This window comes from Mesorhizobium sp. W016, from assembly GCF_054719485.1.
The window spans coordinates 1,593,429-1,607,995 of the sequence record NZ_JBTTIF010000002.1; the positions used below are offsets into that span (position 1 = coordinate 1,593,429).

General features: G+C 62.6%; 13 protein-coding genes. 12 read left to right on the forward strand and 1 reads right to left on the reverse strand.

Annotation, left to right across the window (positions count from 1 at the left end; translation table 11 throughout):
• Window positions 1-113: 113 nt before the first annotated feature.
• The 3 genes from ACYG9V_RS08155 (at window position 114) to trmB (ending at window position 2,862) form a co-directional block, all read left to right on the forward strand.
• A complete protein-coding gene (locus ACYG9V_RS08155) occupies window positions 114-533 on the forward strand; it encodes a helix-turn-helix domain-containing protein (protein WP_023669550.1) in 420 nt (139 codons plus the stop codon).
• 222 nt (window positions 534-755) lie between these two features.
• Window positions 756-2,021: a methionine adenosyltransferase gene (metK, locus tag ACYG9V_RS08160; protein ID WP_023669551.1), complete on the forward strand. Its 1,266-nt coding sequence runs from the start codon at window positions 756-758 to the stop codon at window positions 2,019-2,021.
• A 139-nt stretch (window positions 2,022-2,160) separates the two neighbouring features.
• Window positions 2,161-2,862, forward strand: coding sequence for a tRNA (guanine(46)-N(7))-methyltransferase TrmB (gene trmB, locus ACYG9V_RS08165; protein WP_023823757.1), 702 nt, complete (start codon window positions 2,161-2,163; stop codon window positions 2,860-2,862).
• Window positions 2,863-2,904: 42 nt separating this feature from the next.
• On the opposite strand, the gene ACYG9V_RS08170 is transcribed toward trmB, so the two are convergent.
• The gene (locus tag ACYG9V_RS08170) at window positions 2,905-3,069 is read right to left on the reverse strand and encodes a hypothetical protein (protein ID WP_023669553.1); all 165 of its coding nucleotides are present in this window, start codon (window positions 3,067-3,069) and stop codon (window positions 2,905-2,907) included.
• Window positions 3,070-3,404: 335 nt separating this feature from the next.
• On the opposite strand from ACYG9V_RS08170, the gene rimP reads away from it, so the two are divergent.
• The 9 genes from rimP (at window position 3,405) to pnp (ending at window position 14,529) form a co-directional block, all read left to right on the forward strand.
• Window positions 3,405-4,049, forward strand: coding sequence for a ribosome maturation factor RimP (rimP, locus tag ACYG9V_RS08175; RefSeq protein WP_023669554.1), 645 nt, complete (start codon window positions 3,405-3,407; stop codon window positions 4,047-4,049).
• A 47-nt stretch (window positions 4,050-4,096) separates the two neighbouring features.
• A complete protein-coding gene (gene nusA / locus ACYG9V_RS08180; RefSeq protein WP_023669555.1) occupies window positions 4,097-5,692 on the forward strand; it encodes a transcription termination factor NusA in 1,596 nt (531 codons plus the stop codon).
• A gap of 38 nt (window positions 5,693-5,730) precedes the next feature.
• Window positions 5,731-6,381 carry an RNA-binding protein gene (locus tag ACYG9V_RS08185; protein WP_023726862.1) on the forward strand — a complete coding sequence of 217 codons (651 nt, stop codon included), beginning with the start codon at window positions 5,731-5,733 and terminating at the stop codon, window positions 6,379-6,381.
• Window positions 6,378-8,942, forward strand: coding sequence for a translation initiation factor IF-2 (gene infB, locus ACYG9V_RS08190; protein ID WP_023669557.1), 2,565 nt, complete (start codon window positions 6,378-6,380; stop codon window positions 8,940-8,942). Before ACYG9V_RS08185 ends, infB begins: the two co-directional genes overlap by 4 nt.
• Window positions 8,943-9,103: 161 nt before the next feature.
• Complete coding sequence (rbfA, locus tag ACYG9V_RS08195) at window positions 9,104-9,523, forward strand: 30S ribosome-binding factor RbfA (RefSeq protein WP_023669558.1); 420 nt, start codon at window positions 9,104-9,106, stop codon at window positions 9,521-9,523.
• Window positions 9,523-10,494, forward strand: a complete 972-nt coding sequence (gene truB, locus ACYG9V_RS08200) for a tRNA pseudouridine(55) synthase TruB (RefSeq protein ID WP_352763836.1) — start codon at window positions 9,523-9,525, stop codon at window positions 10,492-10,494. Before rbfA ends, truB begins: the two co-directional genes overlap by 1 nt.
• A 44-nt stretch (window positions 10,495-10,538) precedes the next feature.
• Entirely contained in the window at window positions 10,539-11,633 is a 1,095-nt protein-coding gene (gene corA, locus ACYG9V_RS08205; protein ID WP_023682006.1) for a magnesium/cobalt transporter CorA, read from the forward strand.
• Between the two features lie 95 nt (window positions 11,634-11,728).
• Entirely contained in the window at window positions 11,729-12,103 is a 375-nt protein-coding gene (gene rpsO, locus ACYG9V_RS08210; protein WP_280790898.1) for a 30S ribosomal protein S15, read from the forward strand.
• A 278-nt stretch (window positions 12,104-12,381) separates the two neighbouring features.
• Window positions 12,382-14,529 carry a polyribonucleotide nucleotidyltransferase gene (pnp, locus tag ACYG9V_RS08215; RefSeq protein WP_023682005.1) on the forward strand — a complete coding sequence of 716 codons (2,148 nt, stop codon included), beginning with the start codon at window positions 12,382-12,384 and terminating at the stop codon, window positions 14,527-14,529.
• The last annotated feature ends 38 nt before the right edge of the window (window positions 14,530-14,567 follow it).

The window sequence follows — 14,567 nt, forward strand, 5'->3', positions numbered from 1 at the left end:
CTGTTACCGCCTAATTTTCTCGAAGTCGGTTGGTGTTTCTGTTGGGGCAGTTGGCTCCGGCTTCGTTTGGGCGAGAAAAATAGAAAAGGCCGGAAAAATTCGGCGAGGAAAAAATGACAGAAGAAAACAAGAAGAAACCGAATCCGATCGACATCCATGTCGGAAGTCGCGTCCGCCTTCGGCGCAATATGCTTGGAATGAGCCAGGAAAAGCTTGGTGAAAATCTCGGTATTACGTTTCAGCAGATCCAAAAATATGAAAAAGGAACGAACCGCGTCGGCGCCAGCCGTCTGCAGGCAATAGCCTCGATACTCAGCGTGCCTGTCGCCTTCTTTTTCGAGGATGCGCCAGGGCAGGAGCCGGTGGGTAATAGAGGATTTGCCGAGGACACTTCGATGGCTTTCGCCGTCGAATTCTGCGGCAGTCCGGAAGGGCTTCAGCTCAACCGCGCGTTCGTCAAGATCGCGGATGTGAAGGTGCGCCGCCGGATTATCGACCTTGTGAAGTCCCTTTCTGCCGAAGATGCCGAGTGATTCGGTGGGTCGATTGACCCATTGGCCCCAGTAATCCCCCGGGCCCGAGTAGCCCAGAGGCTCGACTGCCGGCGGCGCCAAGCCGCCGGTGGTACAAGATATATTGCTGCGGCACTCATGCCAGAACCGCGGCACCGCTTGACGAGCGGCGCCCGGCACCGTTAACACGTGGCGCGCCAAAATCGGCAGCCCTGCCGATCGTTTTTTCAAGAGGGGACACCCGTGACGCGGCAGAACTACTTCTTCACCTCGGAATCCGTGGCCGAGGGTCATCCCGATAAAGTCTGTGACCGCATCTCGGACGAGATCGTCGATCTGGTCTATCGCGAGGCCAAGAAGACCGGCATGGACCCATGGAAAGTCCGCGTCGCCTGCGAGACGCTCGCAACCACCAACCGCGTCGTCATCGCCGGCGAAGTAAGGGTTCCCGATACTCTGCTGAAGCGGGACAAAGCCGGCAACATCCTCAAGGACGCCGCCGGGCATTCGGTCGTCAACCCGGCCAAGTTCAAGTCGGTCGCCCGCAAGGCGATCCGCGAAATCGGCTACGAGCAGGCCGGCTTCCACTGGAAGACGGCAAAGATCGAGGTTCTGCTGCACGGCCAGTCGCCCGACATCGGCCAGGGCGTCGACAACGCCGCCGACCGCCAGGGCGAAGAGGGTGCCGGCGACCAGGGCATCATGTTCGGCTATGCATGCCGCGAGACCCCGGACCTGATGCCGGCGCCGATCTATTACAGCCACAAGATTCTCGAACTGCTCGCCGCTGCCCGTCACGAAAACAACGGCGAAGCCGGCAAGCTCGGGCCTGACGCCAAGAGCCAGGTCACCGTTCGCTATGTCGATGGCAAGGCCGCCGAAGCGACTCAGATCGTGCTATCGACGCAGCATCTCGACGCGACCTGGGATTCCAAGAAGGTCCGCAAGGTCGTTGAGCCTTACATCCGTGAGGCGCTCGGCGACCTCAAGATCGCCGACGATTGCATGTGGTACATCAACCCGACCGGCAAGTTCGTCATCGGTGGGCCGGACGGCGACGCCGGCCTGACCGGCCGCAAGATCATCGTCGACACCTACGGTGGTGCTGCCCCGCACGGCGGCGGCGCCTTCTCCGGCAAGGACACCACCAAGGTCGACCGCTCCGCCGCCTACGCGGCGCGCTATCTCGCCAAAAATGTGGTGGCGGCCAAGCTCGCCGACCGCTGCACCATCCAGCTGTCCTACGCCATCGGCGTTGCTCAGCCGCTGTCGGTCTATGTCGACCTGCACGGCACCGGCAAGGTCGACGAGGCCAAGCTCGAGGAAGCGCTGCGCACGGTGATGGATTTGTCGCCATCCGGCATCCGCAGGCATCTCGACCTCAACAAGCCGATCTACGCAAAGACCTCGTCCTACGGCCATTTCGGCCGCAAGGCCGGCCGAGACGGGTCCTTCTCCTGGGAAAAGACCGATCTGGCCAAGGCGCTCAAGGACGCGATCGCTGCTTAGGCATGATTCCAAAAAGTGGGTACCGGTTTTTTGGAAAAGATCATGCTCCAACAAAGGATTAGATTGAGATGAGATTTCAGCCAAATCTCATCTCAATCCCAAATCTCATCTCAATCTAAGCGCGGCGCGCGACCAGGCCATGGATCCACAGGACAGGCGGAGCCGGGCGACCGAAGGGTTCTTCGGCCGCCGGCACGGCAAGACCATTCGCCCGCAGCAGGCGGCGGCGCTGGAAAGCGGTCTTGGGGCCTATGGCCTCGACCTCTCCGTCCAGGCACCGGCAGAATTGCGCGCGCTATTCTCAGCGGATGTTTCAACGGTTCGGCTGGAAATCGGCTTCGGCGGCGGTGAGCATCTGCTGCACCGTGCCACGGAGGCACCGGCGACCGGCTTCATCGGTGTCGAGCCGTTCGTCAACGGCATGGCCAAGCTGATGATGGCGGTGCGGGAAAAGCCGCTTGCCAATCTTCGCGTTTATGACGACGACGCCACGCGCCTGCTCGATTGGTTGCCGCAGGCGTCGCTCGACGGCATCGACCTGCTCTACCCCGATCCCTGGCCGAAGAAAAAGCACTGGAAGCGGCGTTTTGTCAGCCCGCTCAACCTCGATCGGTTCGCGCGCGTGCTGAAGCCGGGCGGAAAATTCCGCTTCGCATCCGACATCGACACCTATGTGAACTGGACCTTGTTGCACTGCCGGGCGCATGGCGCGCTCCTCTGGCAGGCGCAAGATGGGGCCGACTGGCATCGGCCCTATGAAGGCTGGCCGGGCACACGCTACGAGGCGAAAGCCATTCGCGAGGGCCGACGGCCGGCCTATCTCACCTTCATCAGAAAATAGTTCGATGCGGGAAAGTGTCCCGCATCGACAGCCGGTCTGGCTTCAGAAACGGCCGATCTTGCCGAAAGCGGTCGGATCCATGCCAAGCCGGCGCAGATCGTTGGCGCGCGGCTTGCGGCCGGCTTCGACGGCCCGCGAGGCGGCAACGGCGCTGCCGAACAGGGCAAAGGCGTCGCCTATGGCGGAAAACACGGTACGGTTGCTCATTGTCTTGACCTTTCGCGCGCCACCGCGCGCTCATCTTTGATTTGTGCAGTGCACCATAGATAGCGATGTGACATCCGGGATCACAGGGCCGTTACCGCATAGCCGGCATGCGCCCCGCGCAATCCTGCCAGCCGTCGCCGGCTGCACTCTGCCCGGCCCCTCAACAGACTTGAAACACTGGCCGGGATCGTCTATATCAGCCTCAAATTCTTGGTCGGTATGACGAAGAGTGGGTCCACCCGGTCCCGCTCTTTTTTATTACCTGCCGGTCAGCCATCAGCAAAGAGATGGTTCGGGACGACGATCATCCTGACCCATAGAACGACAGGAAACGCATGACTGCAACGGCAAGCGAAGCCGACGACCGCATCATCCGCGAAAGCGGTATCGATGCGCGCATCGCGCTGATCGTTCAGCCGGTGTTGCGAGGCATTGGCTTCCGTCTCGTGCGGGTGCATCTGTCGGGCCAGAACGGCCTGACGCTGCAGATCATGGCCGAACGCGAGGACGGCACCATGACCGTCGAGGATTGCGAAGAGGTCAGCCGCGCTGTGTCGCCGGCGCTCGACGTCGATGACCCGATCGAGAAGGCCTATCATCTCGAAGTGTCGTCGCCGGGCATCGACCGGCCGCTGGTACGCAAGTCGGATTTCGTCACCTGGACCGGCCATCTGGTGAAGATGGAAACCTCGGTGCCGGTCGCCGACCGCAAGCGCTTCAAGGGCAAGATCGCCGAAGCCGGCGAAGACGACATGCTGCTCGAGCGCGACAAGGCCGCCTACGGCGAAGAGCCGACGGTTCGCATTCCTTATGACGCGATCGCCGATGTGCGGCTGATCCTCACCGACGATCTTATTCGCGATGCCCTTTCGAAGGACAACCGGGAACGCAAGGAAGCCAAGAAACGCCGCGGCGAAGCTGATGATGCACCCGAAGGTGCTGAAGGCGGCGCGGAAGACGAAATCGAACAGGAACTATGATGAGCGGCCGGGCCTAAAAGCTCGGCAACAAGCTCGGGAGAAATAAGATGGTTGTAAGCGCCAACAGACTTGAACTGCTGCAGATCGCCGACGCGGTGGCGCGTGAAAAGTCGATCGACAAGTCGATCGTCATTGCCGCCATGGCTGATGCGATCCAGAAGGCCGCGCGCTCGCGCTACGGCCAGGAAACCAACATCCGCGCCGACATCAACGCCAACACCGGCGAGATGAAGCTGCAGCGGCTGATGGAAGTGGTCGAGAAGGTCGACGACTACGCCACCCAGATCGCCATTTCCTCGGCCCGCGAGCGCAATCCGGACGCCCAGCTTGGCGACTTCATCGCCGAACAGCTGCCGCCAATGGATTTCGGCCGCATCGCCGCCCAGTCAGCCAAGCAGGTCATCGTGCAGAAAGTGCGCGAGGCCGAGCGCGACCGCCAGTATGACGAATACAAGGACCGCATCGGCGAGATCGTCAACGGCACCGTCAAGCGCGTCGAATATGGCAACGTCATCGTCGATCTCGGCCGTGGCGAGGCGATTATCCGCCGCGACGAGCTGATCCCGCGTGAAAACTACAAGTACGGCGACCGCGTCCGCGCCTATGTCTACGACGTGCGCCGCGAACAGCGCGGCCCGCAGATATTCCTGTCGCGCACCCATCCGCAGTTCATGGCCAAGCTCTTCACCATGGAAGTGCCGGAAATCTATGACGGCATCATCGAGATCAAGTCGGTCGCCCGCGACCCAGGCTCGCGCGCTAAGATCGCCGTCATTTCGCGTGACTCGTCGATCGATCCGGTCGGCGCCTGCGTCGGTATGCGCGGCAGCCGCGTCCAGGCCGTGGTCGGCGAATTGCAGGGCGAAAAGATCGACATCATCCCGTGGTCGCCTTCGGCTGCCTCCTTCATCGTCAACGCGCTGCAGCCGGCGGAAGTCGCCAAGGTCGTGCTCGACGAGGATGCCGAGCGCATCGAAGTGGTGGTTCCCGATGACCAGCTGTCGCTTGCCATCGGTCGTCGTGGCCAGAACGTGCGTCTTGCCTCGCAGCTCACCGGCTGGGACATCGACATCCTGACCGAGGCCGAGGAGTCTGAGCGCCGCCAGAAGGAATTCGTCGAACGCTCGTCGCTGTTCATGGAAGCCCTTGATGTCGACGAGATGGTCGGCCAGGTGTTGGCCTCCGAAGGCTTCACCAGCGTCGAGGAAGTTGCCTACGTCGATTCGGGCGAGATCGCCTCGATCGACGGTTTCGACGAAGACACCGCTTCGGAGATCCAGACCCGCGCCCGCGAATATCTGGAGAAGATCGAAGCCGAGCATGACGACAAGCGCAAGGCGCTGGGCGTCACCGACGAACTGCGCGAGATCCCTGGCGTCACCACCGCCATGATGGTGACGCTCGGCGAGGATGGCGTGAAGACGATCGAGGATTTCGCCGGCTATGCCGCCGACGACCTGACCGGCTGGAAGGAACGCAAGGACGGCGAGACCAAGGTATTCCCGGGTGTGCTCGCCAATCACGGCGTGTCGCGCGCCGACGCCGAGCAGATGGTTCTGGCAGCCCGCCTCAAGGCCGGCTGGATCACCGAAGACGAGCTTGCAGCCGAACAGGTCCCGGCTGACGAAGCCGTTGGTGCGTGAGGTGAAACCGCATCGCACACAACCCGCCCCAGGACGAGATGAACGATCGCACCTGCATCGTCACGCGCAAGCAAGCCGAGCCGGATGAGCTGATCCGTTTCGTCGTCGGCCCGGATTCGGCCGTCGTTCCTGACCTGAAGAGAAATCTGCCCGGCCGTGGTTGTTGGGTGAGCGCCGACCGCCTACATATCGACAAGGCGGCGGCGAAGAACCTGTTTGCCCGCGCCTTCAAGGCGCAGGTCGTCGTGCCGCCCGATCTCGGCGGCATGGTCGACGGACTGCTTGCACGATCCGCTTTGGGTATGCTTGGCCTTGCCCGCAAGGCTGGCTCGATCGCACTCGGCGCAACCAAGGTCGAGAGCGCGGTGCGCTCGGGGTCGGCGCTTTTCGTGCTCCACGCGACCGAGGCATCCGACGATGGCGTGCGCAAGATCAGTCAGGCGCGGCGGGCAACTGTCCACCTCGGCGGGCCGGCAGTCCTTGCCTACAAACTTTTCTCCGAGGCCGAGTTGAGCTTGGCATTGGGGGGTACAAATGTGATACATGCTGCCGTTCTCGCGGGAGACGCGGGCAAGGCGGTTGAGAGGCGCATGGTTGCGCTCGACCGATATCGGGGCGGAACCCCCGACGATCTGGCAATGCTTGCGGCCGTTGCTGACGAAGATGATGCTGCAGAGGATATGGAATGAGCGATACGAAATCGGGCGACGATAAGACGTTGAGTGTTACACCGAAGAAGACCTTGACGCTGAAGCGCCCCGGTACAGAGCAGAGCGTCGTGCGACAGAATTTCTCGCATGGCCGCACCAAGCAGGTCCAGGTCGAGATCAAGAAGCGCAAATTCTCCATGCCCGGCGACAAGCCGGAGCCGGTGGCTGCACCCGTATTTACGCCCAAGCCCGCGGTAGTGGCAGCCCCCGTCGTGCAGGAAGCGCCTAAGGCGCCGCCTCCGCCGCCGCCGGCCGAACGCGGCGGCATGGTGCTGAACGAACTGTCGCGCAATGAAATGGAAGCGCGCCGCAGGGCGCTCGAAGGCTCCAAGGTTCGCGACGTCGAGGACCGCCAACGCGCCATCGAAGAGGCCAAGCGCCGCAACGAGGATGAGGAACGCCGCAAGCGCGAGCGCGAGGAATCCGCGCGCCGTCAGGCCGAGGAAGAAGCCCGCCTGCAGACCGAGGCCGAGTCCCGCCGCCGCGCCGAGGAAGAAGCGCGCCGCCGCGCGCCGCAGGCTGCCGAGCTTGTGGCATCGGACGACGAGGAAGAGGTCAAGCCGAAGCGCACCGCCGCCGGCGCCCCGGTACGCCGTCCGGTTACGCCCGAAGTGGCGCGCCCGGCCAAGCCGACCAAGGCCGAGGAAGACCGTCGTCGCGGCAAGCTGACCCTCAACACGGCGCTTTCCGACGAGGACGCGCGCGCCCGCTCGCTGTCGTCGATGCGTCGCCGCCAGGAAAAATTCAAGCGCGCGATGCATAATGAGCCGCGCGAGAAGGTTATGCGCGAAGTGATCCTGCCTGAAACCATCACCATCCAGGAACTGGCGCAGCGCATGTCCGAGCGCGCTGTCGATGTGGTCAAGTACTTCATGAAGCAGGGCCAGATCCTGAAGCCGGGCGACATCATCGACGCCGACACGGCCGAGCTGGTCGCCACCGAATTCGGCCACACGGTCCGCCGCGTCGCCGAGTCCGACATCGAGGAAGGCCTGTTCAACATTGCCGACAATGCCGAGGACCTGGTGTCGCGGCCGCCTGTCGTGACCATCATGGGCCATGTCGACCACGGCAAGACCTCGCTGCTCGACGCCATCCGCAATGCCAATGTCGTCTCCGGCGAAGCCGGCGGCATCACCCAGCATATCGGCGCCTACCAGGTCGAGAAGAACGGTCAGAAGATCACCTTCATCGACACGCCCGGTCACGCCGCCTTCACGGCGATGCGCGCCCGCGGCGCTCAGGCGACCGACATCGCTATCCTGGTGGTGGCGGCCGACGACAGCGTCATGCCGCAGACCATCGAATCGATCAGCCATGCCAAGGCGGCCGGCGTTCCGATCATCGTGGCGATCAACAAGATCGACAAGCATGATGCCGATCCGCAGAAGGTGCGGTCGGAACTGCTGCGCCATGAGGTGTTCGTCGAATCGATGGGCGGTGAAGTGCTGGACGTCGAAGTGTCGGCGACCAAGGGCACCAACCTCGACAAGCTGCTCGAGGCGATCCTGCTGCAGGCCGAAATCCTCGACCTCAAGGCCAATCCGGACCGTACCGCCGAGGGCGTGGTCATCGAAGCCCAGCTCGACAAGGGCCGTGGCCCCGTCGCCACCGTACTGGTGCAGACCGGCACTTTGATGCCGGGCGACATCCTCGTCGCCGGCAACGAATGGGGCCGGGTGCGCGCGCTGGTCAACGACCGTGGCGAGCAGATCAAGGAGGCGCCGCCGGCAATGCCGGTCGAGGTGCTTGGCCTGCAGGGCACGCCGCAAGCCGGCGACCGCTTCGCTGTCGTCAACAACGAGGCCCGCGCCCGCGAGATCACCGAATATCGCCAGCGTCTGGCGCGCGAGAAGGCAGTGGCTCGCCATGCCGGCCAGCGCGGCTCGCTCGAACAGATGATGTCGCAGCTGCAGACGAGCGGGTTGAAGGAATTCCCGCTGGTCATCAAGGGCGACGTGCAGGGTTCGATCGAGGCGATCAACGCCGCTCTCGACAAGCTTGGCACCGACGAGGTGCGTGCGCGCATCGTTCATGCCGGCGCCGGCGCCATCACCGAAAGCGACGTGTCGCTGGCGGAGACCTCGGGGGCCGCGATCATCGGCTTCAACGTCCGTGCCAACGTGCAGGCACGTGCGGCCGCGGCGGCCGCGGGCATCGAAATCCGCTACTACTCGATCATCTACAACCTCGTCGACGATGTGAAGGCAGCACTTTCCGGCTTGCTGTCGCCGGAACGCCGCGAGACCTTCATCGGCAATGCCGAGATCCTCGAGATCTTCGACATCACCAAGGTCGGCAAGATCGCCGGCTGCCGTGTCACCGAAGGCAAGGTCGAGCGTGGAGCGGGCGTGCGCCTGATCCGCGACAACGTCGTCATCCATGAAGGCACGCTGAAGACCCTCAAGCGCTTCAAGGACGAAGTCGCGGAAGTTCCGGGCGGCCAGGAGTGCGGCATGGCCTTCCAGAACTACGAGGACATGCGCGTTGGCGACATCATCGAGTGCTTCCGCGTCGAGATGGTGACCCGGACGCTCTGAGTTCGTATACTGTCGATACGACCGGGCGGTGGTCGAAAGACCGCCGCCCTAACTTTAATGCCTGTCGCCCAAAAGTGCGGGATAAACGACATGCATAGAAACAAGTATGAGACATGCGGCACGGTCCCATCCCGCGCCTCACGCTTTCCGGATTGAGAAAAATGCCCCGTCCAACCGCCTCCAGCCCATCCCAGCGCATGCTTCGCGTCGCCGAACAGGTGCGCCATGCGCTGTCGGAAACCTTGCAGCGCGGCGAGATTATCGACCCGCTGATCGAGAACACCGTGGTTTCGGTCTCGGAAGTGCGCATGTCCACTGATCTGAGGGTCGCAACGGCCTTCGTTTCGCCGCTTGGCGCCAAGGACACGGGTGCGGTCATCGACGCGCTCAACAAGCATGCGAAGTTCGTCCGTGGCCGCGTCTCCGGCGCGCTCCGCCAGATGAAGTTCATGCCGGAGTTCCGCTTCAAGCTCGATACGTCCTTCGACAATTTCGCCAGGATCAACGATTTGCTGAAATCGCCCGAAGTCGCGCGAGACTTGGGTGCCGATGGCGAAGACAACGACAAGGACGAGAAATAGTGGGGCGCCGCGGCAAGAAGAAGGGCCGGCCGATCTCCGGCTGGGTGGTGCTGGATAAGCCGGTTGGCATGGGTTCGACCGAAGCCGTCTCCAAGATCAAATGGCTTTTCCAGGCCGAAAAGGCCGGCCATGCCGGCACACTCGACCCGCTGGCCTCTGGCATGCTGCCGATCGCGCTGGGCGAGGCAACCAAGACCGTGCCTTATGTGCAGGACGGCGCCAAAATCTACCGGTTCACCGTCGCTTGGGGCGAGGAGCGTTCGACCGACGATCTCGAAGGCCCGGTGACGCAAAGTTCCGACCGCCGTCCGGCGGAAAACGATGTCAGGGCGCTGCTGCCGAACTACACCGGCGTCATCATGCAGACACCGCCGCAATTCTCGGCCATCAAGATATCAGGCGAACGCGCCTACGATCTCGCTCGTGGGGGCGAGACAGTCGACATCCCCGCGCGCGAGATTGAGATCGGCCGTCTGGACATCGTCGAGCACGCTGCCGACCACACTTTGTTCGAGGTCGAATGCGGCAAGGGCACCTATGTGCGCTCGCTGGCCCGCGACATGGGCCGCGACCTCGGCTGCTTCGGTCATATCGCCGAATTGCGCCGGGTCGAGGTCGAGCCGTTCACCCAGGAGGATTTCGTCACCCTCGCCGAACTGGAAGTCGCCCGTTTCGGCGAACAGCGCGAAGCTGACGGAGAGGGCGACGCCGATGTTGCCGATGCGCCGATCGACTTCGGCGCCATCGATGCGCTGCTTGTCGACACGGCCGCCGCGCTCGACTGCCTGCCCCAGATCGCCATCAGCGACGAAGCGGCGACCAAGATCCGCCTTGGCAATCCCGTCATCATCCGCGGCCGCGACGCGCCCGTGGAAGCCGAGGAAGCCTGCGCCACCGCGCGCGGCAAGCTTGTCGCCATCGGCGCCATCGAGCAAGGCATGTTCAAGCCGAAGCGGGTGTTTGTCGGCTGACCACTCTCGTCTAGTCTTACGTCGACGTCACATCCGAGGGGCACATGGCAAAGGCTGAGGCGGTGAAGAAGCGGGCGCCGGTGACAACGCGCCGGCCGCCGGTTGGCGCCTCGCCCGGCACGCTGATCGCCGATCCGGCGGCGCGACGGTCCGAGCTGCGGCTGACGCTGATTTCGCCTGAAAAATTCAAGACCATCAACGATGCCAGCATCGACGATCTCAACACCCATTGCGACAACTGGCCGGTCGTCTGGCTGGACTGCACCGGTCTCGCCAACATCCAGCTGATCGAGGAGATCGGCCGGATCTTCAACCTGCATCCACTGGCTCTGGAAGATGTCGTCAACACCGGCCAGCGGCCGAAGGTCGACTTCTTCGAGGACCACGCCTTCGTCGTCATGCGCATGATCGACGACGTCAAGGTGCATCGCTATGAGCAGATCGCGGTGTTCTTCGGCAAGAAATTCGTCGTCACCTTCCAGGAGCGCGAAGGCGATCCGTTCGACCCCGTGCGCAAGCGCATCGCCGCAGCGTTGCCCAACCGCTTGCGGATGCGCGGCGCCGACTATCTGGCCTATGCGCTCATCGATTCCATCGTCGACAGCTATTTCCCGCCGATTGAGGCCGCTAGCGAGGAGGTCGATGGCATCGAGGACGAGATGCTCAACACGCCTCACAAGCATCAGATGCGCCAGCTGCACGAATTGCGGCGCGACGCCAATGTGCTCAAGGGCGTGCTGTGGCCGATGCGCGACGCGCTGGCGACGTTGATCCGCAACGACGTGCCCTATGTGAAGCCGGAGACGAAAATCTTCTTCAACGACACGCTCGACCACGCATTGCGGCTGATCGAGCTGGTCGAGAACCAGCGTGATATGCTGACCGGCTTGATCGAAATGCATTTGTCGCTGAGCCAGGCGCGCACGAACGATGTGATCTCTTATCTCACCATCGTCTCGGTGATTTTCATGCCGCTAACCTTCCTGGTCGGTATCTGGGGGATGAATTTCGATCCCGAGAGCTCGCCGTGGAACATGCCGGAACTGAAAGCCTACTATGGCTACCCGGCTTCGCTGCTGTTCATGCTGGCCGTTGCTGTCGGGCTGATCGTCTTCTTCAAAAGCAAAAAGTGGCTGTAAGCTTCAGGTGTCAGGGGGATCCTGGATTCCTGAGCAAAGGGCTGCGAGGAGCCGGCTTTATGAATGGGCTGGTGTTTTCCAGGGAATTGCCTTATATGCGCCGCAGCATCGCGCCATGTCGCTTTGCTTGCACCGGCCCCTGCTGGACGACATCCCGGCTGAGGGCGACCCGTTTCCTCAAACAGATAAGGAAAAACACGATGTCGATTACTGCCGAGCGCAAACAGGAATTGATGGGTGAATTCGCAACCGCCAAGGGCGATACCGGGTCTCCGGAAGTCCAGGTGGCCATCCTTTCCGAGCGCATCAAGAACCTGACCGACCACTTCAAGGACCACAAGAAGGATAACCATTCCCGCCGTGGTCTGCTCGCTCTCGTCTCCCAGCGCCGCAGCCTGCTTGATTATCTCAAGCGCAAGGATGACGCGCGCTATCAGACGTTGATCGAGAAGCTCGGTCTGCGCCGTTGACGAATTGACCGGCGGGCTTTCGAAGGAGAGCCCGCCGGTCGCGCATTCTGCCAGTCGCATCGATTGGCTAGACCCGGTTTCGAGCGCGCAGAGGCCACTCGAAACCGCCCATGGACGGTCATGGGGCAGGATTGCAGGACGCTCGTGCGCTAACCAGCGCCGAAATCTACCCGAGCTTCCCGTTGTCTTGCCCGTGGCTGCCCGAGAAAGGAAGCCAGGGAAAGGGCATCCGCGCACCGTGAAACGGCGCGGCCCTTTCCGCTTATTAAGGACAAGATATGTTCAACTACCACAAAGTGGAAATCGAATGGGGCGGCCGTCCGCTCATCCTGGAAACCGGCAAGATCGCACGTCAGGCTGACGGCGCGGTGCTTGCGACCTATGGCGAAACCAAGGTTCTCGCCACCGTCGTTTCGATGAAGGAGCCGAAGCCAGGCCTCGATTTCTTCCCGCTGACCGTCAACTACCAGGAAAAGACCTACGCCGCCGGCAAGATCCCGGGCGGCTACTTCAAGCGCGAGGGACGTCCGAGCGAAAAGGAAACGCTGGTTTCCCGCCTGATCGACCGCCCGATCCGCCCGCTCTTCGCCGACGGCTACAAGAACGACACCCAGATCGTCGTCACCGTCGTCCAGCATGACCTCGAGAACGATCCCGATATCCTGTCGATCGTCGCCACCTCGGCCGCTTTGACGCTGTCGGGCGTTCCCTTCATGGGCCCGATCGGCGGCGCTCGCGTCGGCTACATCAACGGCGAATACGTGCTCAACCCGCATGTCGACGAGATGCAGGAATCCAGGCTCGACCTCATTGTCGCCGGCACCGCCGACGCCGTGCTGATGGTCGAGTCCGAAGCCAAGGAACTCGGCGAAGAGCTGATGCTCGGCGCCGTCATGTTCGGCCACAGGGGCTTCCAGCCGGTGATCGACGCCATCATCAAGCTGGCCGAAGTTGCCGCCAAGGAGCCGCGCGATTTCACAGCGCCGGACTACTCCGCGCTTGAAGCCGAAATGCTGAAGATCGTCGGCGACGAGCTCAGCAATGCCTACAAGAACGTCGATAAGCAGAAGCGTTACGCCGCCGTCGACGCCGTCAAGGCGAAGGTCAAGGCAGCGTTCGCTCCGGCCGAAGGCGAAGACGCCAAGTACACCTCCGAGCAGATCGGTTCGGTGTTCAAGGAACTCCAGGCCAAGGTCGTGCGCTGGAACATTCTCGACACCGGTTCGCGCATCGATGGCCGTGACCTCAAGACTGTCCGCAAGATCGTCTCGGAAGTCGGCGTCCTGCCGCGCACGCACGGTTCGGCGCTGTTCACCCGCGGCGAGACCCAGGCGCTGGTCGTTGCCACGCTGGGCACCGGCGAGGACGAGCAGTATGTCGATTCGCTGACCGGCATGTACAAGGAGAAGTTCCTCCTTCACTACAACTTCCCTCCCTACTCCGTCGGCGAGACCGGCCGCATGGGTTCGCCGGGCCGCCGCGAAATCGGCCACGGCAAGCTCGCCTGGCGCGCCATCCGTCCGATGCTGCCGAGCGCGGACCAGTTCCCCTACACGCTGCGCGTCGTCTCGGAGATCACCGAGTCCAACGGTTCGTCGTCGATGGCCACCGTCTGCGGCACATCGCTGGCGCTGATGGATGCCGGCGTTCCGCTGGCCAAGCCGGTTGCTGGTATCGCGATGGGCCTGATCAAGGAAGGCGAGCGCTTCGCGGTTCTGTCCGACATCCTGGGTGACGAAGATCACCTCGGCGACATGGACTTCAAGGTCGCCGGTACCGAAGGCGGCATCACCTCGCTGCAGATGGACATCAAGATCGAGGGCATCACCGAGGAGATCATGAAGATCGCGCTGGACCAGGCCAAGGATGGCCGCCAGCATATCCTCAGCGAGATGGCGCATGCTCTGACCGGCGCCCGCCCCGAACTCGGTGAGTTCGCACCGCGCATCGAGGTCATGCACATCCCGACCGACAAGATCCGCGACGTGATCGGCTCCGGCGGCAAGGTTATCCGCGAGATCGTCGAGAAGACCGGCGCCAAGATCAACATCGAGGACGACGGCACGGTCAAGATCGCTTCGTCGAACGCCAAGGAGATCGAGGCGGCCAAGAAGTGGATCCATACCATCGTCGCCGAGCCGGAAGTCGGCGAAATCTACGAAGGCACGGTCGTCAAGACCGCCGACTTCGGCGCTTTCGTCAACTTCTTCGGTCCGCGTGACGGCCTCGTCCACATCTCGCAGCTTGCCAACGACCGGGTCGCCAAGACCTCGGACGTCGTCAAGGAAGGCGACAAGGTCTGGGTCAAGCTGATGGGCTTCGACGAGCGCGGCAAGGTCCGCCTGTCGATGAAGGTCGTCGACCAGGCCACCGGCAAGGAAATCGCCCGCGACAAGAAGGCCGAAGGCGAAGAAAACGCCGCCTGAGTGGTCTGACAATAGAGTTGAACGGGCGCGGCTTATGT

Coding starts and splice junctions, on each gene's coding strand:
- ACYG9V_RS08185 (WP_023726862.1), top strand. CDS start 5,731: ATGAACGATCGCACCTGCATCGTCACGCGCAAGCAAGCCGAGCCGGAT.
- corA (WP_023682006.1), top strand. CDS start 10,539: ATGGCAAAGGCTGAGGCGGTGAAGAAGCGGGCGCCGGTGACAACGCGC.
- rimP (WP_023669554.1), top strand. CDS start 3,405: ATGACTGCAACGGCAAGCGAAGCCGACGACCGCATCATCCGCGAAAGC.
- rbfA (WP_023669558.1), top strand. CDS start 9,104: ATGCCCCGTCCAACCGCCTCCAGCCCATCCCAGCGCATGCTTCGCGTC.
- infB (WP_023669557.1), top strand. CDS start 6,378: ATGAGCGATACGAAATCGGGCGACGATAAGACGTTGAGTGTTACACCG.
- trmB (WP_023823757.1), top strand. CDS start 2,161: ATGGATCCACAGGACAGGCGGAGCCGGGCGACCGAAGGGTTCTTCGGC.
- rpsO (WP_280790898.1), top strand. CDS start 11,729: ATGCGCCGCAGCATCGCGCCATGTCGCTTTGCTTGCACCGGCCCCTGC.
- nusA (WP_023669555.1), top strand. CDS start 4,097: ATGGTTGTAAGCGCCAACAGACTTGAACTGCTGCAGATCGCCGACGCG.
- pnp (WP_023682005.1), top strand. CDS start 12,382: ATGTTCAACTACCACAAAGTGGAAATCGAATGGGGCGGCCGTCCGCTC.
- ACYG9V_RS08155 (WP_023669550.1), top strand. CDS start 114: ATGACAGAAGAAAACAAGAAGAAACCGAATCCGATCGACATCCATGTC.
- ACYG9V_RS08170 (WP_023669553.1), bottom strand. CDS start 3,069: ATGAGCAACCGTACCGTGTTTTCCGCCATAGGCGACGCCTTTGCCCTG.